Raw genomic sequence first — 24,043 nt, forward strand, 5'->3', positions numbered from 1 at the left:
ATCTCGCGCATCAGGCGTTCGACGGTGCACCGGGCCACGACGCGTCCCTGCCGGTTCAGCTCACGCCAGACCTTTCTCGCCCCGTAGACACGGTAGTTGGCGGTGTGGACCTGGCTGATCAGCTCCTTGAGCTGAGCGTCCCGCACTGATCGTGCGGACGGGGCGGCCAGTCGTTTCTTGTGGGCGTAGTAGGTGGAAGGGGCGATCTTGCAGTCGTGCTCGGTGAGCGTCCTGCAGATCGGCTCGACCCCGCCGAAGCGGTCCCGGTGCTCGTCGATGAACGCTACGAGCGTGTGTGTGGCCGGTCGAGCTCGGCCGCGAAGAAACTTGCCGCGGCCTTGAGGATCTCATTGGCCCGCTTGAGTTCGGCGTTCTCCTTCTTCAGCGCCTTGAGCTGGGCAGACTCCTCCGTCGTCGTCCCTGGGCGCTGGCCCGCGTCGATCTCGTGCTGCTTCACCCAGTTCCTCAGCGTCTCGCGGGAGCCGATGCCGAGCTTCTCCGTCACCGCTTGCAAGGCGGCCGTCTCGTTCGGGTAGTCGTCGCGCACCTCGGCGACCATGCGCACCGCACGGCGGCGGAGCTCAAGCGGGTAACGGGAAGGTCGTGCCATGACTCGATCCTTTCATGAAATCGAGTCTCCATTCGAACCGGGGCGATTCAACCCCCCTGCCCAGAACACCCGCCACCAGCCCAAATCCAAGAGCCAGAGCAGCCTAACGGAGCCCACTAAGAACCTGTCGGTAGGTGATAGGCCCTGTCCGGTGGGTCGCGTGTGACTCATCGGACAGCCCGTAAAGGCAGCCGGATCATCGGCCGCAAAAACGACGGAGTCGTCTGATCTGCGGCGATGCGGCTACTCGGCAGGTTGCGCGGGCTGGGGAAGTCCTGGTGCGCCCGCGGTGTCGGCATCGCGTGAAGGGTGTGTGCCCGGAGGCGACGGGCCCGCTGCCGCGGCCCGGCTTGACCGTCCCTACGGCCTCGCGCTGGACAGCACGGGCACCCTCTGCTTTGTCCGACTACAACAATCAGCAAGTCCGGAAAGTCACCACGGACGGCAGGGCCCGCACGGTGGCAGGGACCGGCACTCCTGGATCGAGGGGCGATCAGGGCCCTGCAACCTCGGCCCAGTTGGACAGCCCGCGTGAGGCGGCGGTACCGTGCCGGGAACCTGTACATCGCCGATTCCGACAACCACCGGATCCGCAAGGTCACGGCCGACGGACAGATCGGCACCGCCGCCGGCACAGGCACTGCCGGGTTCAGCGGTGACAACGGCCTCGCCGCTGCCGCCGAGTTGAACTGTCCGTACGGGGTCGCAGTGGACAGCACCGGCAACCTCTACATCGCCGATACCGACAACCACCGGGCCAGGCAGGTCACACCAGACGGGCAGATCCGCACAATCGCCGGGACCGGAACCCCGGGATTCTCCGGCGACGGCGGGCCTGCCGCCACAGCCCAGCTGAACAGCCCGTACGGCGTTGCGGTGGACGGCGCGGGCGACCTCTACATCACCGATACCGAGAACCACAGGGTCCACAGGGCCGCCGGTGACGGCACGATCAGCACGGTCGCGGGCACGGGCACGGGCACCGACGGCTTCAGCGGTGACGGCGGCCCCGCCACCTCCGCCCAGCTGAGCTACCCATTCGGGCTCACGGTCGACTGCGTCGGCGCCCTCTACATCGCCGACTACGTCAACAACCGCGTCCGGAAGGCCGTGGTGGCCGCAATGGCAGGACTGCCCGAATCAGGCACGGTGGTTTCCTGGGCGAGCGTCCGCAGCCGGCTGCGGATCGGCGTCACGCGCGAGTCGCTCAAGGACGGGCCAAGATCCAGCAGTCGCTCGCCGCTCCCCGCCAGTCGCAGCGGTGGCGGCTGGTCGTAACCGGGAAGAGCGACAGCGGCGACGTGGTGTACATGATGGAGAACGTGCGCAGCGGGAAGGTTCTGGAGGTCGACGAAGCCCCGGGGCGCCCGGGGCGGCGGTCGCGCAGCGCGCCTACGAAGGCGACGAGGCACACCATCAGCACTGGCGGCTGATCCCGGTGGGCACCGTGGCCGACGATCCCCAGGTCTACGAGATTGCGAACCGGAGCAGCGGTCTGCTTCTGGGCGTCGAGACCAACGCGCGTGTGGTGATCACGCAGCGCCGGGCGGAGGGCGACCACCGGGGCAGGCAGTGGCAGTTGCTGCCGGTGTAACGCACGAGCAGGGGGCAGGAGCGGCCTCGCCGATCCTGCCCCCCTGCCCTTTCAGGGAAGTGCTGGGTCATTGGTGGCCCGGTACGGTGTCGGGGCAACTCGCCCTAGGCAGAGCCCTGCGGCAGGCACGGGAAGAAGATCACCGCGGTCGAGGGGCAGCCCGGGCCACCCGGCGGTGCGGGGCTGCCCGGCAGCAACGGGCCCGACGGTTCCCACAACGAACAAGCGGCGTCAGCCGGCCCGGAAACGGCGGCAACGCCTGCAGCCCCGGCGCCTTCATCGCGGTGTCCGCGGCCTCGAACCGGGCCAAGTCCGACCAGGACCCCTCCACGTGGCTGCCCCGTACGCCGGCTACTGGTGCCAGTACGTCACCGACTGGGTCGCCGACAAGACCCGCTACCGCCTCACCATCGACCCCGCCGAACACACCGCCCTCACCCAGCACCTCGCCGAATGCCCCGACCAGCCCGTCACCGTCACCCTCGCCCGCTGAGACCGAGCGCGATGCCGCCCGCACTGGTGCACTGCCAGTGCGGGCGGCGCGCGCCCTCGCGCGGCGACTCAACGGGTGTCAGATGGGCATCGCGTATCCCGCTCCTGACCGGAAGACCTGGTAACCGTCCTCGCCGCCCAACGGCCGGTCGCCGTGCTGCAGCGGCGGAGGCCCTCGCAGGATTAGCGGGTTCAGAAGCGGCGGATGAGGTTGCGGGCCACGTACACGCCCGGCCCGCCGAAGCCGACGATGTCGACGCGTCCGTCACCGGTGATGTCGGCGACGAGGCGGGAGTGGTGGCTGACCCGCCAGGCGCCGGCTGCAGGGGGGCAGGTCTTGTTCGGCCCAGACGACCTTGCCGTCTGCTGCTGAGCGAGAACCCCACCTGCGCGACAGTCGCGCGATCAGGTACAGGCCGCGGCCGTGCTCGTCGAGAGTGCGGGGATGACGAGGGCGCGGTTGGCCGGTGTTGGTGTCAAAGACCTCACACGTCAGCACCCGGTGCCGGATGAGCCGCAGGCGGCTCGGGCCGCCACCGTGGCGGATCGCATTGGTGACCAGTTCACTGACGATCGACTCCACGGATGTCACCAGCGGCTCCAGACCCCATTGTCTGAGCTGGCGGACGGCCAGGTGCCGGGCTGTCGGGACGGTGACGAGTTCGTTCGGCAGGTCCCACGAGGCGATCTGGGCGGGTTTCAGTGCGCGGGTCCGCGCAAGGAGCAAGGTGACGTCGTCGGCTGATGCCCGAGCCGACAAGGTTTTCATCGCCCGCGAGCACAGGTCCTCCAGGGAGGCATCCGGCTGTGCCAGGGCGGCGCCCAGGCGCTGCAGGCCGATGTCGATGTCCTCGCCGCGGGCCTCGATCAGGCCGTCGGAGTAGAAGGCGAGGACACTTCCTTCGGGCAGGTCCAGTTCCACGGACTCGAAAGGCACCAGGCCGAGACCCAGGCCCAACGGGGCCCCGGCGGGCAGGTCGGGGACGCTGACCCTGCCCTGCGCGTCGACGATCAGGGGCGGTGGATGCCCGGCCCGCGCCAGCGTGCACCGTCGGGTGACCGGGTCGTAGATCGCGTACAGACAGGTGGCACCCACCATCGCGGGCACGTGATTGGAGACGTCGCCGTCTTCGTCGTTCAGCCGCCGGACCGTGTCGTCGAGGTGTGCCAGCAGTTCGTCCGGCGGCAGGTCGAGGTCCGCGAGCGTGCGTACGGCCGTGCGGAGTCTGCCCATGGTCGCCGCGGCGTTGATGCCGTGTCCGACCACATCGCCGACGACGAGGGCCACCCGGGCGCCGGACAGCTCGATCACATCGAACCAGTCACCTCCCACGCCGTGGTCCATGTCGGCCGGCACGTAGCGCGAGGCGACCTCAACGGCGGCGCCGCCCTGCACATGGTGGGGAAGCAGGTCGCGTTGCAGCGCGAGGGCGGCGGTGCGCTCGCGCGCGTACTGGAGGGCATTGTCCAGGCAGAGCGCGGCCCGGGTGACGAGTTCCTCGGCGAGGAGCAGGTCGTCCTCCTGGAACGGCGCCGGCTCCTTGGAGCGACCGAACACCGCGAGTCCCAGCATGCAGCGCCGCGCCCGGATGGGTACGACCATCAACGAGTGGATCCCGCTGTCACGGACCTTCTGCGCACGCGCCGGATCGTGGTCGACCCATGGGCCGGTATGGGTGTCCAGCACCGGTTCCAGGTGAGACCTGCCCGTGCGCAGGACGGCGGCGAATGACGAGGTCGCAGGGACGTGGATCACCTCTTCGCGCACCGCCGGCAATTCCAGGACACCTTGGTCGATGGAGGCCACCCCGGCACGGCGCAACACAGGGCGGCGGCCGCTCGTCGTGCCGATCCGTGCGGCGGGCTCGAGTCCGAACGGAACCGACTCCACCAGGTCGACGACGACGTGGTCGGCCAGCAGGGGCACGGCGAGCTCGGCCAGTTCCTGCCCTGTCTGCATGACGTCGAGGGTGCTGCCGATGCGCGTACTCGCCTCGCTGAGGATGGCCAGGCGCTCGCGCGCCCGCCGGTTCCCGGTGGCGTCGACGGTCATGGAGCACGCTCCCATCGCCGCGCCGTCCGCGTCCTGGAGGCAGAAGAACGAGGCCGAGAACGCATGCTCACGGCGCCCGTCCGACGGCGGCCACGCCCGGTACTCGTGGACCATGGTGGTACCGCTCTGCAGCACCTGCCGCATCACCACCTCGAGCGCTTCTGCCTCCACGGCGGGCAGCGAGTCCTTCAGACGGCGTCCGAACCGCCGGTCACGGGGAATCCCGTCGTGGCGCTGCATGGCGTCGTTCACCCAGGTGCAGCGCAGCTGCGGGTCGTACACGACGATGCCGATCGGTGCATGGGCAAGGAGCGACTCCCGCACCGGTCCGTTGGCAGGCCCCGAGGACAGGGCGCCTATGTCGGTCACGGACACCAGCCACCGGATGCCGGCGTTCTGTCCCCACAACAGCGAGACCCGCAGCGACATTTTGAGCGTGTGGCCGTCACGGTGGCGGACCGCGGCGGTGCCGGACCAGCCACTTTGGGCACGGCACTGCTCGGCGAACAGCGAAGCCGTTCGGGCCTCCTCGGAGGGCGGCAGCACGTGCGCGGCGGATCGGCCCACCACCTCCGCGGCCGAGTACCCGACAAGTTGCTCAGCGGCCTGCGTCCACGCCGCCACCGTCCCGTCCGCATCGATCATCGCTATCGCCGCGTCCGGTATCTCGCTGGGGCTCACCGGCTTGGCGAGTGGCGTGTGGTCGGTATTCGTCATCGTGGTTGATCCCTTTCAGTACGGAGGTGACGAGGTGCCGGCATGTGGGCACGGTCCGCCCGGCTGTGGCCGTGGTGGACGGTGATGGGCAGGAGACGGAGACCCCGGGGGTACCGGGAGCCGGAGTTTGCGGTGCAGTGCGCGACCTCGCCGCTGCGCCGCGACCCGCCATCCGCCAGCCTTGCCCCGTTTTCCCCACTTCTGATGAAATGGTCAGATACGACCACTTCATCGTCAAGACCCCCGAAACTGATCGTTCAATCACATGTGGTCGTACGGTGCGACAAAGGGGCGAGGTGGGCCCCTATCGCCGCCGGAATCAACTGACCGTTGGTCGCGACGTCGGGGTCCGATGGCGTTGCGGCTGGACAATTCGCACGACCAGCGTGATGAATAAATCATCAGAACTGGCGAACTTGAGTGCGATGTATGCCGATGTCAGCCTCACCCAGGAATCGATTCGAACGCCGTCGGGCCGAAACCCGGCAGGCACTTCTCCGCGCCGCGCGGAAGCTCTTGGCCGATTCGGGCGATACGAGCGCCAGCATCCGGACCATCGCGGAGCTCGCCGACGTGGGCTTCGGCTCGTTCTACAACCACTTCACATGCAAGCCGGACCTGTTCGACGCGGCCGTGGCCGATGCCCTGGAGGAGTTCGCCCGAACCGTCGACCGACATCTGTGCGGCGTCGACGACCCCGCCGAGCGCCTCGCCGACGGCATGCGACTCAGCGCACGCATGGCCGACTCACACCCGGAAATCATGCGGATTCTCTGCCACAGCGAACTCGGCCGCATATGCGCCGGCCGCGGACTGGCTCCGCGCGCGAGGCGCGACGTGGAGCAGGGCATGGCTTCCGGTCGCTTCGCCGTGGTCGACCCGATGATCGCCCTGACCGCGCTGAACGGCAGCCTGCCGGCACTCCTGCAGCTGTGGTTCTGTCAGCCCGAGGCCGACAGGGACCATGCAGCCGGAATGTTGGCCGAGATGCTCCTGCACATGCTCGGCCTCTCCATGGACGAGGCCCGTGACCTCGCCCGGCGGCCCCTTCCCGCTGCGGCGTGACGACGAGGTGCCGTCTGCCGACGACGCGGCTTCATAGTTGTACGGGCAGGTTGCGGGGTCCGCGGAGCATGGCGTTCTGCCGGTACGGCGGCGGGTCCTCGACCAGGCGGGCGCTGCCGAGATGGGGAAGCAGCGCGCTGAGCGCGACGTATGCCTCGATCCGGGCCAGGGGGCCGCCGTAGCAGAGGTGGATTCCGCTGCCGAAGCCGAGATGCTCGACGTCCGGGCGGGCGGGGTCGAACCGGTCGGGCTCGTGGAACCGCCGGGGATCGCGGTTGCCCGAGGCCAGCGCCAGGATGACCGACGCGTGTCGCGGGATCCTGGTGCCGGCGACGTCGATGTCGGCGTGCGGGATGCGCTCGCGCATGTGGACCGGTGGTTCGTAGCGCAGCAGTTCCTCCACTGCGCGCGGCAGCAGTTCGGGTTCGCGGCGGAGCCGGTCCAGCTGTTCGGGGTGACGCAACAGTGTGAGCGAGCCGTTGGTGATCAGGTTGACCGTCGTCTCGTGCCCGGCGATGAGCAACAGCACGGCGGTTTCCGCGAGTTCCTCCTGGGTGAGCCGCAGGGCCGGATCCGGTTCGTTGACGAAGGCGGAGAGCATGTCGTCGCCCGGATTGCCGCGACGTTGCTCGGCGAGGTTCACCAGGTACCCGCCCATCTCCATCCGCGCCTGCTCGCCGGCTTTGTCCGTCTCGGTGGAGTCGTCTCCGGGCCTGACGTCGGCTGCCGTGACCAGCGCGTCGGACCAGGCCCGGAACAGCGGTTCGTCCTCGCGCGGTACGCCGAGCAGCCGGCAGATCACGGTGACGGGCAGGGGGTAGGCGAAGTCGTCGACGATGTCGATCTGCCGGCCCGCCTCGAAAGGCTCCAGCAGTTCCTTGGTGATCCGGTCGATCTCGCCGCGCATGGAGTCGACCCGGTCGGGGCTGTGCGGGGGCCCGAAGGGCCGCATGGCCAGGGTGCGCAGTCTGTGGTGTTCGGGGTCGTCGAGCCGGAGGAAGGGTGGCTTGTGGGCCACTTCTCCCCGGGTGCGGGGGTCGGCGCTCATCCGCGGGTCGTGGAGCAGAGCGGCGATCTCGTGGTAGGTGCCGATCAGGTAGCTGCCGTCTGCCTGCTGCACCACGGGACCTGCCTCGCGGAGTTCCGCGTACAAGGGGTAGGGGTTGGGGCGGCTGGCGTAATCGGTGATCCGTGCCAGCAAGGTCTCGGATTCCATGGCGGATCCTCGTGGTCGGCGGGACGTGGACTACACCACCGTCAGCCGGCGGTCGGGAAGATGGCCGGTGAGGGCGACGGTCGGGCCGTGGGAGAGCCCCGACGGATCCGGCACGAGAGAGGGGATCGGGATGTCGGCCGCGATCGCCCGGTCCTGTGCTCCGGGCGGCGGCGGGAAGGGAGCGGCCGTCTCGATCAGGTGCTTGTAGTAGTCGAGTGACTTGGCCATGTCGACGGTGACCGCGGCGGTGACCCGGCCCTGGTAGCCGTAGACCATGGCCAGACGACGTGCCTCCAGGGAGCCCTGGGCGATGACCACGTGGTCGGAGTAGGTGGGGACGCCCACGGACTTGATGTTGAGGCCGAACTGGGTCGACCAGAACACCGGGATGGACAGGTGCGGGCGCTGCAGCGGCCCCGGGTTGACCATGTTGTGGGCCGCCACCTCGGCCTGCTCGACCGCGTTGCCCCAGTGCTCCAGTGACAGCATCTGGTAGCCGAACAGCGGGTGGGGGAAGCGGGAGACGTCGCCGGCCACGAAGACGTCGTCGGTGACGATCCCGTACATGTTGAAGGCGCGGCATCCGGCGTCGCAGGCGATCCCGCGCGGGCCCGCCGCCAGCCCGGACTCCGCCAGCCACTCCACGTTGCGGATCGCACCCAGCGCGACGACGCACACGTCCGCGTCCACGCGGCTGCCGTCGGACAGCTCCGCGCCGGTGAAGGCGCCGTTGCCGTTGAGGGCGGTGACCGTGACCCCGGTGCGCAGGTCCACGCCGTGGTTGCGCTGCATGACCGCCGCGAGCTTTGACAGGGTGCCGCCGAGAGCGCCGACCAGCGGTGCGGAGCCGCGTTCGGCGACCGTGACCTCGAGCCCCAGTTCCCGGCAGGCCGAGGCGATCTCCGAGCCGGTGAATCCGCCGCCGATCACCAGCACCCGCTCCGGCCGCGCGTCCAAACGTTCGGCCAGCCCTGCGGCGTCCTCCCGGGTACGCAGGGTGAACACGCCGTCCAGGGCGCCTTCCTCCGGGTTCGGCCAGGGACGCGCCCGGGTGCCGGTGGCGATCAGCAGCCGGTCGTACGGCAGCGACTCCCCGTCTTCCAGCAACACTCGTTTCGCCAGCAGATCCACACCCGTGGCGCGCACGCCGAGGCGCCACTCGGCGTGCGGATCCCGGCGCATCGGCAGCTCGGTGGTGTCCGCCGTCGCCTGGCCGAGCAGCACCTGCTTGGACAGCGGCGGCCGGTCGTAGGGCGCGTGGGGCTCGTCGCCGACCACGGTCAGTGGGCCGGTGAATCCCTCCTCGCGCAGTGCCTCGGCGGCCCTGAGCCCGGCCAGCGACGCGCCGACGATGACGATCCGGCCCTCCTTCAGGTCACCGGGCACCACTGCTCACCTCTTCCCCGAGGAGGATGGCCTGGACCGGGCAGGCCGCCGCGGCCTGGCGTACGCGTTCGGCCTGGTTGTCAGGGACGGCCGTGGCATAGAGCAGTCCCTCCTCGCCGTGCAACTCGAACATCTGCGGGGCGAGGAACACGCACTGCGCATAGCCCTGACAGCGCGTGAGGTCGACCACGGTCCGCATCGTCACCACTCCCTCCGTTGCCACATCCCCCTCAGCTCCAGCATGGGGCGCGAATCCCGGGCCCGCATGTCGCGGCGACGGGGCTGAACCACCGACGTACCGAGGGCACGACAGCAGGCAACTTGCCTGCATCGAACGGCAGTTGAACGCGCCAGCGGAGCCGTCCGCGATTGTGGCCTGCGCCATATCGACATTTCCGTACGCCGTATGGTTATATTCGGAGGGTAATTTCATACAGCGTATGGAAAAGCTCGCCCGACCGCGCCAGGCGCCCCACACCGCCTGACAGAAAAGCCGTCGGCGCCGACCGCGCCGACCGGGAAGGAAAGATCATGAAGAAGCTCACGAAGCGCATCGCCCTCACCGTTTCCTCCGTGGCGGTGGCGGGTGTCGCCGTCCTCGGTGCCGGGGGCACCGCTTCGGCCGCGACCCTCGAGTCCGCGCACGTCCAGCGGCCGGCCGTCCAGGTCGAGACCGCCGACTACAGCTGGGACAACGGAGTCGGGTACCTGCTCGAACGGGGCTACTCCTGCGACGAGGTCCATGGCTGGCACCGCGTCACCGACGCGACCCGGCACGACTGCGACGGCCGCTTCTATCGCGAGGGTCACTTCTACCGTGACGGTCACTCCTGCCGCTGGGTGGACGAGCGGCACGGCTGGACGTCTGACAGGTCGTACCGGCACGACGAACACCGCTTCGAGCACGACGGCCGGGGCTGAAAGCACCACGGCACGGTCCACGGCGACCGGTGAGACGGGTACCGCTCGAGGCCCCGGGCCTCGGCTGGCCTGATCCCTGCCGGCGGCAGGGATCAGGCCGACTGTCGGGGATCGATGCCTCCGGCCGCCGGCTGAGCGGGACCGCCCCACTGATCGAGCGATGCGCTGGTGCCGTCCGGCGCCCGCGCCCCGCCGTACCGCCTCAGCCCGCGCCGCCACTGTGCCGCCGGCCGGACGCGAGGCGCCGCCGAGGCACGTCCAGGAGCGGAAGCCGATGAAGAATTCCTTGAAGTCTGTGGAGCGGCGGGTGGCCGTGCGACTGGTCGTCTCGCGGGACTACTCAATGCCCCTGTGCCTGCGTCTTCGATACGAGCCCACTGATCCCTATGTCGTCCGCGCCATCTTCTTCGCCGACTGCGACGATCCGGCCGAATGGGTCCTGGGGCGGGATCTTCTCGCTGATGGTCTGGAGGGTTCTGCAGGCTACGCGGACGTCCGGATCTGGTCGGCCGCGGGGCGGGGTGACCAGTCGATCTACATCGTCCTCGGATCGTCCGCGGACACCGCCCTGCTCGAGGTTTCCGCGCGGGACATCAGGTCCTTCCTGGAGCAAACCGAGACTCAGGTGCCTCGCGGCACGGAGTCCGGACACATCGACTGGGACGCCGAACTGGCGCACCTGCGCTCGCAAGGCTGACCGCCGACCATCCACATCCTGAAGAAGAGGAACGAGTGTCCATGTCCCAGTACCAGCTTCGCGTATACACCCTGCGCAGTCCCGACGCGCTCTCCGCCTACGAGAAGATCTGGGCCTGGCACATTCCCGGTATGGCCAAGCACCGGATCACCACGCACGGCGTCTGGACGGTGCCCGCGACGCCCGGAAGCGAGACTCCCCGGCTCTACGCCCTCGTTTCCTACCGGGATGCCGACGACGCGCGGGAGCGGCTGGAGGCGTACCTGTCGAGTCCTGAGTTCCGCGCGGACATGGAGGGCTTCGACCTCGGCCAGATCGTCGGCCTCGACGAGATCCTGCTGACGCCCACCGTGGACTCGCCCTTGCGCTGACGGCCGTCCTGTGACGAGTGACGCGGCCGGAAGCGCCGGCATCCGGCGTGCGTCACTCGGCCAAGGCGCGCGCCAGTCGGCAGGGTGCCTGGACGCAGTCGGTGAGGCCGGCGGTGCCGGTCGGTCCGTCAGCTGAGCGGTGGCCACGCGGGATGTGGTCACTACTCCCGGGCACGGTGAACGACTCGACGGACGGCGATCACGATGGCGATGAGATCCAGCGCCCACCCAGCCGCAGCGCATCACGCAACGGCGGTTCACCCATCGACAACCGGCGAAATGCGGCTCGCAGGGTCCCCTGAATCCGCAGAGCGTGCTCAGGGGACCGAACTACGGGTTCACCCACGCTCGCGCTCGCCGTGACTGCGCCACCCGGCGGGGACGGCGGGGACGGTCAGCCGGTCGTGGGCGGGAGAGATCCGTCGGCATGGGACATGAGGTGCTGCCGGTGCAGATGGCGCGAGGGGGTGCGTTCGATGATCAGGAATGCGGCTGCATCGGTGAGCTGCTCACCGGTGTGTTCGAGCAGGTCGCGGTGAAGGCGGCGCAGCAGAGCGCCGGGGATTGAGGCGACCCGTTCGGCGAGCGGGTAGAAGGCTCCGGTCAGTGAGCGGGCTTCGAGCACGCCGTAAGGAGGCGTACCGGTGAGCGCCCTCGCGGAGCGCGCCCATCAGCACCGACGCCTCGCCGATGGAGGCCAGCCCATGGCCTCGTACGTCGCCGGTGAGCACCCGGGTGCAGGGGTGATCGGCGCGGGCGACCGCCAACAGGTCGCCCCCGATCTGGGCCTCGTCCTCGGCAGCTACAGCCAGGCCACCCTCAAGGGTCCGATCCGTCGGGATGGAGGGCGCAGCAGCATCCGCTGTGCCGTCTCGGCCACCGACCGCACCCGCCTCAGCTCCCGGGCACGCCGCTTCCGCACGTAGGCAATGAAGACCACCAGAGCCGACAGCACGGCCAGGGCGATGAGCTGCGCCACGTGGTTGGTGGTGGTCAGCCCGCCGTGGAAGACCGAGATGATCTCCAGGGCCGCCTGTGCCAGAGCCCCGACCAGAGCGGTCAGCCGCGGACCGGCGAAGGAGGCGGTCAGAGTCGGCGCGATGACCAGCAACGGGCCCAGATGAACACTGGTGCCTCTGCCGATGTCCGTCAAGGTGATGACCACGATCCGTGCGAGCGCGATCACCAGCAGCCCGCGCCCCGCCCGCTGCTCCAAGAGGTGGTCTCCCGATACACCTCGCGCACCCACATGCCTTCCCCGATGTGACGGGGGTGGCTCCCGCATGTCGCAGCCTGAGGTCGCCCGACTGCGGGCGCGGCTCAGGGGCCAGTGCCTGGGGCGCAGTGCCTCAGAAGGTGTGGCTCAAAGGCCGGAGTCCCGGCCGCTGGTGAGCCGGTCGCCGGTGAGCCGGCTTTCCAGACCCGTGATCAGCGTGTCCATCACGAGGCGGAACATGTGGTCCTGGTCAGGGCCTTCAAGGGCTATGTCCGCAGAGTCCGGGTCTGCGCCCCCATCACCGTCTTCGCCATCGTCAAAGCCGGGGGGCCTGAGGGTCGACCACTGGTGCAGCGAGCCGTTGAGTTCGGCGGCGAGGACACCGATGACGACGGCGACCATCAGTGCCGCGATCTCCGAGACCTCTGACTGCGGAACCCCGGCAGCCTCCACGATCGCGGTGAGCGCGGTCCAGAACGGGTCGTCGGACTGGATGAAGTCCGGCTGGTGGCTGAACGAGTAGGCCATCAGCTCGGGGTGACGGTGCGCCAGCGTACGGAAGTCCGTGGCGAGCAGGCGGACGCGCTCCTGCCAGGGGGCGTCCTGAAGTGTCACGGTGCGGAACTGGGCGCCGACCATTCTCGTCACGCCGCGCAGCACGGCTTCCTTGTTCGGCACGTGGTGGTACAGCGACATCGGGTTCGCGTCGAGCTCGGTGGCGAGTTTGCGCATGGTGAGCGCCTCGACCCCGTCCGCGTCGATGAGACGCAGGGCGGCGGCATAGATTCCGGCCTCGGTCAGAGGCACGTCCCTCTTCCTCGTTCCCCGCGGGGGACGCCTCACCTTCTTTTCCATACCGCGTACGATATCAGTTTCTTACGCCGTATGGAAATGACCTGAATCACAGCGCCGGCCCACATGGCGGGGTTGCGCCTGGTTTCCATACCTCGTACGGTACTAATTCCATACGGCGTATGTTTCTGTGTGGCGCCACGGCATCGACCTACGCAGCGCCCTTGCCCATCCCCTCCACCCCCTCCGCGCAGAGGAGCAAGACATGACCACGCACTCCGCGAACGACCTTCGCCCCATCCGGTCCCCGCGCGGGATCCCCCTGCTCGGCCACACGCCGCAGATCCCCGACACCAACCCGGTTGCGTACTTCGGTGAGCTGTCCAAGCAGTTCCCCGAGGGCATCTACGGCATGGACATCGCCGGTATCGAGCAGGTCTTCGTCTACGACCCGGACCTGGTGGCCGAGGTCTGCGACGAGACCCGGTTCTTCAAGCAGATCGACAAAACGCCGCTGCAGCACGTCCGGGACTTCGCGGGCGCGGGCCTCTTCACCGCCCACCAGCACGAAGAGGAATGGGGCATGGCCCACCGCGTCCTGCTCCCGGCGTTCAGCCAGCGGGCCATGAAGGCGTACTACGGTCAGATGCTGGAGATCGCCCAGAATCTGGCGGGCAAGTGGGAGCGCCGGGAGGGCCAGCCGGTCAACATCACCGACGACTACACCCGCCTGACACTGGACACCATCGCCCTGTCGGGGTTCGGCTACCGGTTCAAGTCCTTCGACAAGGAGGAACTGCATCCCTTCCTCAACGCGCTGCTGGGCGCGCTGGTGGAGTCGCTTCGGCGCTCGCAGGAGCTGCCGATGATGACCAGGCTCCGCAAGGCGGACGACCGGAAGTACCGCGAGAACATCCGGCTGATGCAGGATCTGGTCGAGAGCGTGATCAAGGAGCGCCGCGAGGGCAAGGGCACCGGTGAGGAGGACCTGCTGGGCCTGATGCTGGAGGCCACCGACCCGGACACCGGCATGCTGCTGGCCGACGACAACGTCCGAGACCAGGTGCTGACGTTCCTGATCGCCGGTCACGAGACCACCAGCGGTCTGCTGTCGTTCGCCACGTACTCACTGATGCGCAACCCGCACGTCCTGGCTCAGGCGTACGCCGAGGTGGACCGCCTGATGCCCGGTGACACCGTCCCGGACTACGACACGATCATGCAGCTGGACGTCATCCCGCGGATCCTGGACGAGACCCTGCGCCTGTGGGCTCCCATCCCGGCGTTCGGCAAGGCCCCGCTGGAGGACACCGTCATCGGCGGCCGCTACCAGCTGAAGAAGGGCACGCGGGTCAACATCCTCGAGGGCCCGCTGCACACCCACCCCAAGGCGTGGGAGCGGCCCGACGAGTTCGACATCGACCGGTGGCTGCCGGAGAACCGGGCCCAGCAGCACCCGCACGCCTACAAGCCGTTCGGCAACGGTGTACGCGCCTGCATCGGCCGGCAGTTCGCGCTCACCGAGGCCCGCCTGGCCCTGGCGCTGGTGCTGCAGAAGTTCAAGCTCTCCGACACCACCGACTACAAGATGGACGTACGGGAGGCGCTGACGCGCAAGCCCGGCAACTTCGAGCTGATCGTCCGTCGCCGTCAGGAACACGAGCGGACCGTCTTCGGCGCCGCGGACGTGCAGACCGCCGACACGCAGGCGCAGGCCGCGGTCAGCGGCGTCGGGGTGAACCTGACCGTCGCCTACGGCTCCAGCCTCGGCTCCTGCGAGGACCTGGCGCGCACCATCGCCGACCGCGGCGAGCGCTCCGGCTTCGGCACCACGCTGACGAGCCTGGACGACCTCGGCGACAACCTGCCCACCGAGGGCCTGCTCGTCGTCGTCGCCGCCAGCTACAACGGCAAGGCTCCCGACAACGCCCAGCGCTTCGACGACCTGCTCGCCACCGGACTGCCCGAAGGCTCACTGTCGAACATGCGGTTCGCGCTGCTGGGCGCCGGCAACACGCAGTGGGTGGCCACCTACCAGGCATTCCCCAAGCGGATCGAGGAAGGTCTGCTGGCCGCCGGCGCCACCCCCATCGTCGAGCGCGGCATCGCGGACGCCGCCGGTGACTTCGACGGCATGGCCAGTCGCTGGATGGACGGCCTGTGGGCCACCCTGGCCGAGGAGTACGCCGCCGACACCTCTTCTGCGAGCGGCCCGCGCTTCCAGGTCCAACTCCTCAGCGAGGCGGACGTGCGTCCCGCCATCGTCTCCGAGCAGGCATACCCGCTCACCGTGGTGGCCAACGAGGAGCTCGTGGCCGACGCGACCGGCCTGTGGGACTTCCAGATCGAGCCGCCGCGCCCGTCCGCGAAGTCCATCACCGTCGAGCTGCCCGACGGCGTCACCTACGACACCGGCAACCACCTGGCCGTCTTCGCCAAGAACGAACTCGCCCTGGTGGAGCGCGCGCTGAGGCGACTCGGCGTCGACTACGACCAGGTGCTCCGGCTCGACCAGCCCGGCGGCGGCCGCACCCACCTGCCGGTCGGGGTGCCCGTCACCGCCGGCATCCTGCTCACCGAGTTCCTGGAACTGCAGGACGTGGCCACCCGCTCCCAGATCCAGACGCTCGCCGAGTACACCCAGTGCCCGTGGACGCGGCCGCAGCTCCAGGCGTACACGGCCGACACGGCGGAGGCCGAGGAGCACTACCAGAAGGAGATCCTCGGCAAGCGGGTCTCGGTGCTCGGCCTGTTGGAGCGCTTCGAGGCGGTCGAGCTGCCGCTGGCGGTGTTCCTGGAGATGATGGGGCCGATCCGGCCGCGCTTCTACTCCATCTCCTCCGCACCGTCGGCCAACCCGCGCCACGTACGCCTGACCGTCGGCCTGCTGGAGGGCCCGGCCCTGTCCGGCGACGGCCAGTACCGCGGCACCTGCTCCTCCTACATCGCCGCCCTCGAGCCCGGTGACGTCGTCTACGGCTACGTCCGCGTGCCCTCCCCGACCTTCGCCCCGCCCGCCGCCCCCGCCACTCCGCTGATCCTGATCGGCCCCGGCACCGGCATCGCGCCGCTGCGCGGCTTCCTGGAGGAGCGGGCCTGGCAGCACGCGGGCGGCACCCAGGTCGGCCTGTCGCAGGTCTTCGTCGGCTGCCGCCACCCGGAGCACGACTACTTCTACAAGCAGGAGATGCAGGACTGGGAAGCGGCCGGGATCGCGCAGATCCACACCGCCTTCTCCGCGGTGACCGACCACCCGGCCCGGTTCGTGCAGAACGCCATCACCCATGCCGCCGACACGGTGTGGCAGGCCATCGAGAACGGCGCGTACATCTACGTCTGCGGTGACGGCCGCCGCATGGCACCCGCCGTCCGCGAGGCCCTCGCCGCCATCCACCGCCAGAAGACCGGCAGCGACGACGAAGCGGCCCAGCAGTGGCTCGCCCAGCTGGAGGCGGACGAGCGCTACCAGCAGGACGTCTTCGCCTGATCCCCCAGACGCCGGGAGGCGTGCGGCCCCGTCCTGCCACCCCGCACGCTTCCCGGCCACCACAAGCCCACCAGACACGCCATGGCATCCCACCGGCCCGAACCGCCGGGCGGTGCCGGTCACAGAAAGCAGATCCTCATGGACACCATGCTCGCCGGACGCTTCCACCTGGACAGCAAGAAGTTCGCCGTGGAGGAGGTCCCCATCCCCGTGCCGGGTCCGGGCGAGGTCCTGGTCGAGGTGAAGGCTGCGGGCGTCTGCCTCTCGGACGTCCACCTCCTCGACGGCTCCCTCGTCCCGCTGTTCGCCACCTCCGACACGGTCACCGTCGGCCACGAGGTCTCCGGCGTCATCCACACCCTCGGCCCCGACCTCAAGCGCGGCCTGCCCGTCGGCACCCGCGTCACCCTGGAGGCCGGCAAGACCTGCGGCCGGTGCGCCGGATGCGTGCGCCGCCGCCCCTGCACCCAGATGCTCACCGCCGGCATCGACTACGACGGCGGTTGGGCCGAGTACGTCATCGTCCGCGAGGACACCCTCATCCCCATCCCGGACAGCCTCCCCTTCGACCAGGCCGCGATCATCCCCGACGCGGTCTCCACCCCCTACGCCGCCGTCGTCGCCACCGCCGGTGTTCGTCCCGCCCAGTCCGTCGGCGTCTGGGGCGTGGGCGGAGTCGGCGCACACAACGTACGCCTCGCCCGCCTGGTCGGCGCCGCCCCGATCATCGCCGTCGACCCGCTGCCCAGCGCCCGCGAGCGCGCCCTCGCCTTCGGCGCGGACCACGCCCTGGACCCGGCCGCCCCCGACTTCGCCGACCAGGTCCGCGCGGCCACCGACGGACGGGGCCTGGACTTCGCCTTCGACTGCGCCGGCGTTCCCGCCGTCCGCGAGCAGGCCGCCTCCGTGCTCGGCCTGGGCGGCTCCCTGATCCTGGTCGGCATCACGCCCAGGCCGCTCACCATCACCGAGGGCCTGACCTTCAACTACCTGCAGAAGCAGGTCCGCGGCCACTACGGCGGCTTCCCCGAGTCCGTCTCGGAGCTGGTGCGGCTGAGCGCGGCAGGCCGCCTCGACCTGGCCCCCTCCATCACGGACCACATCCCGCTCGTCGACGCGGCCGACGCGGTCAGCCGCCTCGAGAACAAGATCGGCGACCCGATCCGTCTCATCCTCGTCCCCTGACGCCCGTCAACAGGACACCATAAGCCACCCTGGGCAGGGGTGAGTGGGCGCCGGTGCGTGAGGGAGCGCCGGCGCCCACGGTTTCCCGCAAGCCAGAACTCGTGGAGACGGAACCATGCAGACGACCGATTCCCCGGGCCGCGCTCCGCAGCGCAGCGACGCTCGCTCGGACCGTCAACGCATTCTCGCGGCCGCTCGGCAGAAACTGCGGGACGACCCCGACGCAAGTCTCGACAGCATCGCTCTGGCGGCCGGCCTCGCTCGACGCACCCTGTACGGACACTTCTCCAACCGGCGAGCACTGATCGCCGAGTTGGCGCAGGAAGCAGCCCAGGCGCTTCAACAGGCGTTCGCCGCAACCCGTGTCCCAGGTACTGATCCGCTGGAGGCGATGGCGCGGACGGCCCTGGCGACATGGTCGGTCGGCGACCAGTACCGCATGCTCATCCCCTCGTCGCCGCCGGCGTAGCACCACAGATCGCGTCGCGCCGGGTTCGAGCCGTGTTGCACGAGCTCGTGGTTGCTGTGATGCGGCTATGACATGACCGGAGCGCTGCCTGGCTGCCGTGGCGAGCAGGCCCGGCGATCCGGACGACAGCCCGCTTCTGTCTATAAGCTTCAACCTCGTAGGAGTTCATCCATGCCTGCCATTCTCATCCACGGCGTACCCGACACCCACCATGTGTGGGACGGCGTGCGCGAGCACCTGACCCGCAGCGACGTGGAGGCTTGGGACCTGCCCGGTTTCGGTTCGCCGCGGCCCGAGGGCTTCCGGTGCACCAAGGAGGAGTACGTCTCCTGGCTCATCGAGCGGTTGGAGGCAATCGGCGAGCCGGTCGACCTGGTCGGCCATGACTGGGGCTGCCTCTTCACCGCGCGCGTGGCTTCGGTGCGGCCGGATCTGATCCGCACGTGGGCCGGCAGCAACGGTCCGGTCAGCGCCGAGTACGTCTGGCATCCGCTGGCCAAGCTGTGGCAGGACCCGGTCGCGGGCGACCGCTGGGCCAAGGAGTACGACGCCGCCGCGTTCGCCAGGGACCTGACCGACAACCTCCAGATCCCGGCTGAGCTGGCCGAACAGACGGCCGGTCGCGTGGACGAGGCCATGCGCGACAGCATTCTCAAGCTGTACCGTTCCGCATTGACGGTCGGTACGGAGTGGGAACCGGATCTCGCGGATCTGTCCGGACCGTCCCTGGTGTTCTGGGGGGCGTCCGATCCAGTCTGCCCCGTCGAGTTCGGCGAGAAGCTGGCCGCGTCCGTGCACGCCACCCGTTTTCTGAGGCTGGACAGCAGCCACTGGACGCCCATCCAGAAGCCGGTTGAGGTCGCCGCCGCCCTCGACGAACACTGGAGCAGCTCCCGGGGGTGACTGGCCCGCCCCGCCGAGAGCGCCCGTGGGTGCGCTTCGGGCGGCGCCGGCGCCGTGCCGCCCGAAGCGCGCCGACATGGGCTTCGTTGTGGGCGGCGCTGCCGTCCGGCTCACCGGCACCTACGAAGAGGCTCACCGACTGAGAGCTCGAGGATCGTGGCGGCCACCACGGGCCCTTGGCCGATCTCGCGGCGGATCCGACCAGCGACAGGGCCGTGGACCTGGGCCGATGACGCCGGGGGCGCCCCAGCGGTCCGCAGGCACGGGCCGCCACGCGCAACTGGTCTCCACGACATGATTGATCGCTGGCGGCCCGGCATGCAGGGCGACGGTTGCCGTCGTACGGGGTCCACCGCGCCTTGGCCGGCGGCGCCGCAATCGCACCGGACCCTCAGACGAGGTCGGGCAGCGGGCGCCGGGTGACCTCGTGCGCATCGTCCGGGGGGAGGCCCAGCATGCGCAGGACCATCGCGGCCAGGTCGGAGGCGGCCTCGTCGCCGTCGAGGTCGGGGCGGGCCAGCCGGAGAGCCACGAGGGACAGCAGGGTCCCGCCCAGAGCGGACAGGGCCGTGGTCGGGTCGGTGCCGGTGAAGCGGCCCGAGGCGATGCCGCGTTCCAGATCACGCAGCGCTCGTGGGGACAGGCCACGCTCGGAGTGGATGTGGGCCAGGCCGCGATCGCGCAGGATCCGCATGAGCTCGGGGTGGGAGTCCGCCATCCGTGCAGCGAGCCGGAAACCGGCGGCGACCAGCTCGGCGGGGTCGTCGATGCCTTCCACACGCTCGTCGATGACCTGCCCGAACTCCTCCAGCGCATCCGTCACCGCGGCGTCGAACAGCTCCGTCTTGGACTCGAAGTGGTTGTAGAACGAGCCGAAGCCGACGTCCGCGCGCTCGGCGATGGCCTGGATGCTGGCGCTGGTGTCCCCGGTCTCCGCGAGGATCTGCCTGGCCGCACGGATCAGTGCCTGACGGGTCTCGGCGCGGCGCCGCTCGAAGCGGTTCTTGGGCGGGGCTGACGTCGGCATACGACGAGTGTAACAACGGTCCCGATGAACACTGCATGACTGATGATTCCATCAACTCTTTGGGACTTCTCTATTGACGTCGAGGATCAGCAAAGTTGATGATTTCCTCATTACGGCAGTGTTGCTTGGAGGACACCATGTCCCACACCCCCGTTAACAGGGCCGATCTCCAGACGCCCCACCAAGATCTCCACAGCGAGCTGGGCGCCCTGCGAGGCGAGCACCCCGGACGCGCGCGTAACCCGGTCATCAAGGTGGCCGACCTGGCCTGGCTGGAGTTCGAGAAGCCGGACCTGGACCGAGCCGAGGTGTTCGCCCGTGACTTCGGCTTCGCCATCGCCGCCCGCACCGAGCGGGAACTGTGGCTGCGCGGCACCTTCGCGGGCTCACCCTGCATGGTCATCCGCCATGGGCAGGCGTCCCGCTTCATCGGGCCGGCGTTCCGCGTGACGGAGCGCGCCGATCTCGACCGGCTGGCCCGCGCGACCGGCACCGACGTCCGGGACGTCGACGTACCCGGCGGTGGACAGTCGGTCACCCTACTCGATCCCTCCGGCTTCCCGGTCCGGGTCGTGCACTGCGCCGAGCAGCTGCCCGCTCTGCCTGAGCAGCAGCCGCTGGTCCTCAACACCGGCACCGAGCGCCGTCGTACGAACGCCACCCAGCGGCCGCCCCGCGAGCCGTCGCGCATCCAGCGGCTCGGTCACGTGGTGCTGGAGACGCGGGTGTTCATGCGGGCCCTGGACTGGTACCTGGACACCCTCGGGATGATCGTGTCCGACTTCCTGTTCCTGGACGGGCAGCGCCAGCGCGGGCCGACCATGGCGTTCATCCGCTGCGACCAGGGCAGCGCGCCCGTGGACCACCACACCCTCGCCCTGCACCTGGGGCCCGGCACCGGGTACGTCCACTCCGCCTACCAGGTCACCGACCTCGACGCGATCGCCGCCGGCGGGGAGTACCTGGCCGAGCGCGGCTACCGGCGCAGCTGGGGCATCGGCCGGCACATCCAGGGCAGCCAGCTCTTCGACTACTGGCGCGACCCCGACCGCTTCATGCTGGAGCACTTCGCCGACGGCGACCTGTTCTCCCGCGACCTCGAACCCGGATGGGCGCCGATGTCGGCGAGCGGCCTCGCGCAGTGGGGCCCGCCCGTCACCCGGGACTTCCTGGGCGCCAACCCCTCCCCCGCCAAGCTCCGCGAGGTCATGACGGCCCTGCGCGGCGACAACGAACTCGACCCCGCACGCCTGCTGGGCCTGATGAAAGCGATGAGCTCATGAGCACCAACGTTCTGCGCACCCCCGATGGCTGGTGGGTCGTCCGCGACGAGCGCGCCGTCCGCATCGAGACCAAGGCCGTCACCACCGCCGAGCTGCTCGCCGACCGGGACGCGGTCCGCGAGGCCGCCTCATCCGGCGACAGCGGTACGCCCGTCGCCGACCTGGTGGCGCTGCCCCCGGTCACCACCCCGTGCCGGGTGGTCGCCCAGATGGTCAACTACCGCAGCCACGCCAAGGATTCCGGCTTCTCCGGTGACATCCCGCCCGCCTTCTTCCGCAAGGCGTCCGGCTCGCTCAGCGGTCCGCACGGCGCCATCGTCCGCCCCGCGCACGTGAAGTTCCTGGACTACGAGGTGGAACTCGGCCTCGTCATGGGCGCGCCGCTGCCGGTGGGCACCGTCGTGGAAGAGCGGGACCTGCCTTCGTATGTCGCCGGGCTCGTCCTGACCAACGACGTCAGCGCCCGCGACGTGCAGCTGACCAAGACCCAGTTCTACGAGAGCAAGTCCTACCCGACCTTTACACCGACGGGTCCGTACCTGGCCCTGCTGGAGCCCGAGGACTTCGCCCATCTGCTGAACCTGCGGCTGCGGCTGTCCGTCAACGGCGTACCGCGCCAGGACCGCACCCTCGCCGACATGATCGTGCGGCCCGCGCAGGCGCTCACCTTGCTCGCCCGCTTCCAGACCCTCGACCCGGGCGACCTCCTGCTGACCGGCACGCCCGGCGGCACCGCCCTCAAGGCCCCGCCCAAGCCGGTCGAGAAGATCGCCGCGCTGCTGCCGCCCGCGCTGAAGTGGAAGGCGTTCTTCAACGGCCAGGCCAAGAACCCCCTCTACCTGCGCGACGGTGACCTCGTCACTGCCACGATCGCCACCCCCGACGGGCAGATCGACCTGGGCGAGCAGCGGACCGCTGTGGGGGCCGCGACGTGAGCGCCACAGCCCGCAGACCGGTGGTGATCATCGGGGCGGGGCCCGTGGGAGTCACGGCCGCGCTCCTGCTGGCCCGTTACGGAGTGCGCAGCCTGCTCCTCGAACGCCACGCCGACGTCTACCCCCTGCCGCGCGCCGTCGTCGTGGACGACGAGATCCGCCGGATCCTGCAGAGCGTCGGCATCCACGAGGAGTTCGCCGCCATCGCCCGCCCGGCGCCCGGGCTGCGGCTGCTGGACGCCCGGCGCCGCGTGATCACCGAATTCCCGCGGTCCCCGCACGGACTCCACGGCTTCCCGCAGCTGAGCATGTTCAACCAGCCCGAGCTGGAACGCCTGCTGCGTGACGCCTTGGCGCGCCGCCCGGAGTGCGAGCTGTGGAGCGGGGTGGAGGTCGTGTCCGTCACCCAGTCCGACACGCGGAACACCGACGCACCCGACGATCCGTCGGGTCCGGTCCGGGTCGCCTTCCGGCGCGCCGACAGCGACGAGGAGAAACACCTGTGGGCCGACGCCGTCCTCGGCTGCGACGGTGCGGGCAGTCTCACCCGTGACGCCATCGGCGCCGCCTGGGAGGACCTGCACTTCCAGGAGAGCTGGCGGGTCATCGACGTGCGCACCAGCCGCCCGGTGCGCACCTGGGAAGGCGCTGAGCAGATCTGCTGCCCCACCCGGCCGGCCACGTTCATGCGCATCGGCGAGGACCGCTATCGCTGGGAGTTCCGGCTGGCCGACGACCAGAACCTGGACGGCCCGGACGGATGGGAGAGCCTGCGCGAACTGGTCGCCCCCTGGGTGGACCTGCCGGCCTCGAAGGGCGACGACTTCGAGGTGATACGGCAGGCGCAGTACACCTTCCAGGCCCGTCTCGCCGACCGGTGGCGCAGGGGGCGTGTCTTCCTGCTGGGCGACGCCGCCCACCTCACTCCGCCCTTCGTCGGGCAGGGTCTGTGTTCCGGCCTGCGCGACGCCAACAACCTCACCTGGAAACTCGCCCGCGTCCTCCAACAGGGCGCACCCGAGGGGCTGCTGGACACCTACGAACGGGAGCGCAAGCCGCACGCCCGCCATGTGATCCGCGTGGCGGTCGCCGTCGGCTGGGCCATGACCGGCGGGCAGGACCGCGCCGCGGCGCTCCGCCGGGCCGTGGTCGGCGCGGTCTGCCGCATCCCCGGCGTGACCGAGGCGGTGAGCCGTGACCTCAGCCCCGCCCTGACCGCCGGCCCACTCGTACGGCGCCGCCCCAGGCTGACCGGCCGCGTACTGCCCGGCACCTTCTGCCCGCAGCCCTGGGTACGGCATGACGTCAGGCGAGTGCGCCTCGACGACGTCCTCGGGGACTCCTTCGCAGTCCTGACCACCGTGCCGCCCACGGCACAGATGACCGCCGTGGCCACGGCACTGGACGCCCGGACGATCCACGTCGACGACCTGGACGACGACGGCACACTGGCCGCCTGGCTGGCACGCGGCCGTGCCGACGCCGTCCTGCTGCGCCCCGACCGCGTGGTGACGGACACCGTCCCTGTCGGCACCGGCGCCTTCACGGACGCAGCCGCCTGGGCCCCCCTGCTGCACACGGCCCGCCGTACCGCCGACACCCAGCCCGTCACCTGACCAGGAGC

Annotated in this window: 22 protein-coding genes and 2 pseudogenes; 14 read left to right on the forward strand and 10 right to left on the reverse strand. The window is 69.8% G+C overall.

Going from position 1 to position 24,043, the window contains the following annotated elements; genetic code table 11:
• Positions 1 to 610, reverse strand: a pseudogene (locus tag ACFYMM_RS24750) (IS3 family transposase); the annotation flags it as partial.
• 531 nt (positions 611 to 1,141) lie between these two features.
• Here ACFYMM_RS24750 and ACFYMM_RS24755 point away from each other — a divergent pair.
• The 3 genes from ACFYMM_RS24755 (at position 1,142) to ACFYMM_RS24765 (ending at position 2,697) form a co-directional block, all read left to right on the forward strand.
• Positions 1,142 to 1,888, forward strand: a complete 747-nt coding sequence (locus ACFYMM_RS24755) for a hypothetical protein (RefSeq protein WP_388390092.1) — start codon at positions 1,142 to 1,144, stop codon at positions 1,886 to 1,888.
• Positions 1,889 to 2,057: 169 nt separating this feature from the next.
• Positions 2,058 to 2,204 carry a hypothetical protein gene (locus ACFYMM_RS24760; protein WP_388390094.1) on the forward strand — a complete coding sequence of 49 codons (147 nt, stop codon included), beginning with the start codon at positions 2,058 to 2,060 and terminating at the stop codon, positions 2,202 to 2,204.
• A 331-nt stretch (positions 2,205 to 2,535) separates the two neighbouring features.
• The gene (locus ACFYMM_RS24765) at positions 2,536 to 2,697 is read left to right on the forward strand and encodes a hypothetical protein (RefSeq protein ID WP_388390096.1); all 162 of its coding nucleotides are present in this window, start codon (positions 2,536 to 2,538) and stop codon (positions 2,695 to 2,697) included.
• A gap of 191 nt (positions 2,698 to 2,888) precedes the next feature.
• On the opposite strand, the pseudogene ACFYMM_RS24770 reads toward ACFYMM_RS24765, so the two are convergent.
• Positions 2,889 to 3,017, reverse strand: a pseudogene (locus tag ACFYMM_RS24770) (VCBS repeat-containing protein); the annotation flags it as partial.
• Positions 2,962 to 5,466 carry a SpoIIE family protein phosphatase gene (locus ACFYMM_RS24775; RefSeq protein WP_388390098.1) on the reverse strand — a complete coding sequence of 835 codons (2,505 nt, stop codon included), beginning with the start codon at positions 5,464 to 5,466 and terminating at the stop codon, positions 2,962 to 2,964. The pseudogene ACFYMM_RS24770 and the gene ACFYMM_RS24775, both read right to left, overlap by 56 nt.
• Before the next feature lie 429 nt (positions 5,467 to 5,895).
• On the opposite strand from ACFYMM_RS24775, the gene ACFYMM_RS24780 reads away from it, so the two are divergent.
• Positions 5,896 to 6,531, forward strand: a complete 636-nt coding sequence (locus ACFYMM_RS24780) for a TetR family transcriptional regulator (protein ID WP_388390100.1) — start codon at positions 5,896 to 5,898, stop codon at positions 6,529 to 6,531.
• Positions 6,532 to 6,562: 31 nt separating this feature from the next.
• Here ACFYMM_RS24780 and ACFYMM_RS24785 read toward each other — a convergent pair whose 3' ends face one another.
• The 3 genes from ACFYMM_RS24785 to ACFYMM_RS24795 are packed head-to-tail and all read right to left on the reverse strand — an operon-like array spanning position 6,563 to position 9,332.
• Positions 6,563 to 7,747 (reverse strand): cytochrome P450, encoded by a 1,185-nt coding sequence (locus ACFYMM_RS24785; RefSeq protein ID WP_388390103.1) that lies wholly within the window; start codon positions 7,745 to 7,747, stop codon positions 6,563 to 6,565.
• A 30-nt stretch (positions 7,748 to 7,777) separates the two neighbouring features.
• Positions 7,778 to 9,133, reverse strand: a complete 1,356-nt coding sequence (locus ACFYMM_RS24790) for an NAD(P)/FAD-dependent oxidoreductase (RefSeq protein ID WP_388390106.1) — start codon at positions 9,131 to 9,133, stop codon at positions 7,778 to 7,780.
• Entirely contained in the window at positions 9,123 to 9,332 is a 210-nt protein-coding gene (locus tag ACFYMM_RS24795) for a ferredoxin (protein ID WP_388390538.1), read from the reverse strand. The genes ACFYMM_RS24790 and ACFYMM_RS24795 overlap by 11 nt, the downstream gene beginning before the upstream one ends.
• A gap of 332 nt (positions 9,333 to 9,664) precedes the next feature.
• Between ACFYMM_RS24795 and ACFYMM_RS24800 the strand changes: the two genes are divergently transcribed.
• The 3 genes from ACFYMM_RS24800 to ACFYMM_RS24810 all read left to right on the forward strand — a co-directional run bounded on the left by ACFYMM_RS24800 (position 9,665) and on the right by ACFYMM_RS24810 (position 11,122).
• The gene (locus ACFYMM_RS24800) at positions 9,665 to 10,054 is read left to right on the forward strand and encodes a hypothetical protein (protein WP_388390108.1); all 390 of its coding nucleotides are present in this window, start codon (positions 9,665 to 9,667) and stop codon (positions 10,052 to 10,054) included.
• 274 nt (positions 10,055 to 10,328) lie between these two features.
• Positions 10,329 to 10,751, forward strand: a complete 423-nt coding sequence (locus ACFYMM_RS24805) for an SsgA family sporulation/cell division regulator (RefSeq protein ID WP_388390111.1) — start codon at positions 10,329 to 10,331, stop codon at positions 10,749 to 10,751.
• A gap of 41 nt (positions 10,752 to 10,792) precedes the next feature.
• Positions 10,793 to 11,122 carry an NIPSNAP family protein gene (locus ACFYMM_RS24810; protein ID WP_388390113.1) on the forward strand — a complete coding sequence of 110 codons (330 nt, stop codon included), beginning with the start codon at positions 10,793 to 10,795 and terminating at the stop codon, positions 11,120 to 11,122.
• Between the two features lie 394 nt (positions 11,123 to 11,516).
• On the opposite strand, the gene ACFYMM_RS24815 is transcribed toward ACFYMM_RS24810, so the two are convergent.
• The 3 genes from ACFYMM_RS24815 to ACFYMM_RS24825 all read right to left on the reverse strand — a co-directional run bounded on the left by ACFYMM_RS24815 (position 11,517) and on the right by ACFYMM_RS24825 (position 13,145).
• Positions 11,517 to 11,747 (reverse strand): hypothetical protein, encoded by a 231-nt coding sequence (locus ACFYMM_RS24815; protein WP_388390115.1) that lies wholly within the window; start codon positions 11,745 to 11,747, stop codon positions 11,517 to 11,519.
• Between the two features lie 177 nt (positions 11,748 to 11,924).
• Positions 11,925 to 12,338, reverse strand: a complete 414-nt coding sequence (locus ACFYMM_RS24820) for a hypothetical protein (protein ID WP_388390117.1) — start codon at positions 12,336 to 12,338, stop codon at positions 11,925 to 11,927.
• A gap of 147 nt (positions 12,339 to 12,485) precedes the next feature.
• Entirely contained in the window at positions 12,486 to 13,145 is a 660-nt protein-coding gene (locus ACFYMM_RS24825; protein WP_388390119.1) for a TetR/AcrR family transcriptional regulator, read from the reverse strand.
• A gap of 250 nt (positions 13,146 to 13,395) precedes the next feature.
• Here ACFYMM_RS24825 and ACFYMM_RS24830 point away from each other — a divergent pair, with 250 nt between their 5' ends.
• From ACFYMM_RS24830 to ACFYMM_RS24845, 4 genes are all read left to right on the forward strand, one after another.
• Positions 13,396 to 16,617: a bifunctional cytochrome P450/NADPH--P450 reductase gene (locus tag ACFYMM_RS24830; RefSeq protein WP_388390121.1), complete on the forward strand. Its 3,222-nt coding sequence runs from the start codon at positions 13,396 to 13,398 to the stop codon at positions 16,615 to 16,617.
• Positions 16,618 to 16,755: 138 nt separating this feature from the next.
• Entirely contained in the window at positions 16,756 to 17,802 is a 1,047-nt protein-coding gene (locus tag ACFYMM_RS24835; protein ID WP_388390123.1) for a zinc-binding dehydrogenase, read from the forward strand.
• Positions 17,803 to 17,917: 115 nt separating this feature from the next.
• Positions 17,918 to 18,271 carry a TetR/AcrR family transcriptional regulator gene (locus ACFYMM_RS24840; RefSeq protein WP_388390125.1) on the forward strand — a complete coding sequence of 118 codons (354 nt, stop codon included), beginning with the start codon at positions 17,918 to 17,920 and terminating at the stop codon, positions 18,269 to 18,271.
• Between the two features lie 171 nt (positions 18,272 to 18,442).
• Complete coding sequence (locus ACFYMM_RS24845) at positions 18,443 to 19,174, forward strand: alpha/beta fold hydrolase (protein WP_388390127.1); 732 nt, start codon at positions 18,443 to 18,445, stop codon at positions 19,172 to 19,174.
• Between the two features lie 391 nt (positions 19,175 to 19,565).
• Here the strand turns inward: ACFYMM_RS24845 and ACFYMM_RS24850 are convergent, their stop codons facing one another.
• Positions 19,566 to 20,201, reverse strand: coding sequence for a TetR/AcrR family transcriptional regulator (locus tag ACFYMM_RS24850; protein ID WP_388390129.1), 636 nt, complete (start codon positions 20,199 to 20,201; stop codon positions 19,566 to 19,568).
• Positions 20,202 to 20,338: 137 nt separating this feature from the next.
• Here ACFYMM_RS24850 and ACFYMM_RS24855 point away from each other — a divergent pair, with 137 nt between their 5' ends.
• Genes ACFYMM_RS24855 through ACFYMM_RS24865 form a run of 3 tightly spaced genes read left to right on the forward strand, consistent with a single transcriptional unit; the run spans position 20,339 to position 24,035 of the window.
• Complete coding sequence (locus ACFYMM_RS24855; protein WP_388390131.1) at positions 20,339 to 21,484, forward strand: VOC family protein; 1,146 nt, start codon at positions 20,339 to 20,341, stop codon at positions 21,482 to 21,484.
• Entirely contained in the window at positions 21,481 to 22,419 is a 939-nt protein-coding gene (locus ACFYMM_RS24860; RefSeq protein WP_388390133.1) for a fumarylacetoacetate hydrolase family protein, read from the forward strand. The genes ACFYMM_RS24855 and ACFYMM_RS24860 overlap by 4 nt, the downstream gene beginning before the upstream one ends.
• Positions 22,416 to 24,035: a bifunctional 3-(3-hydroxy-phenyl)propionate/3-hydroxycinnamic acid hydroxylase gene (locus tag ACFYMM_RS24865; RefSeq protein ID WP_388390135.1), complete on the forward strand. Its 1,620-nt coding sequence runs from the start codon at positions 22,416 to 22,418 to the stop codon at positions 24,033 to 24,035. The genes ACFYMM_RS24860 and ACFYMM_RS24865 overlap by 4 nt, the downstream gene beginning before the upstream one ends.
• The last annotated feature ends 8 nt before the right edge of the window (positions 24,036 to 24,043 follow it).

The sequence above is a fragment of the Streptomyces sp. NPDC006739 genome (assembly GCF_042869815.1).
In the GTDB taxonomy this organism is placed as follows: domain Bacteria; phylum Actinomycetota; class Actinomycetes; order Streptomycetales; family Streptomycetaceae; genus Streptomyces.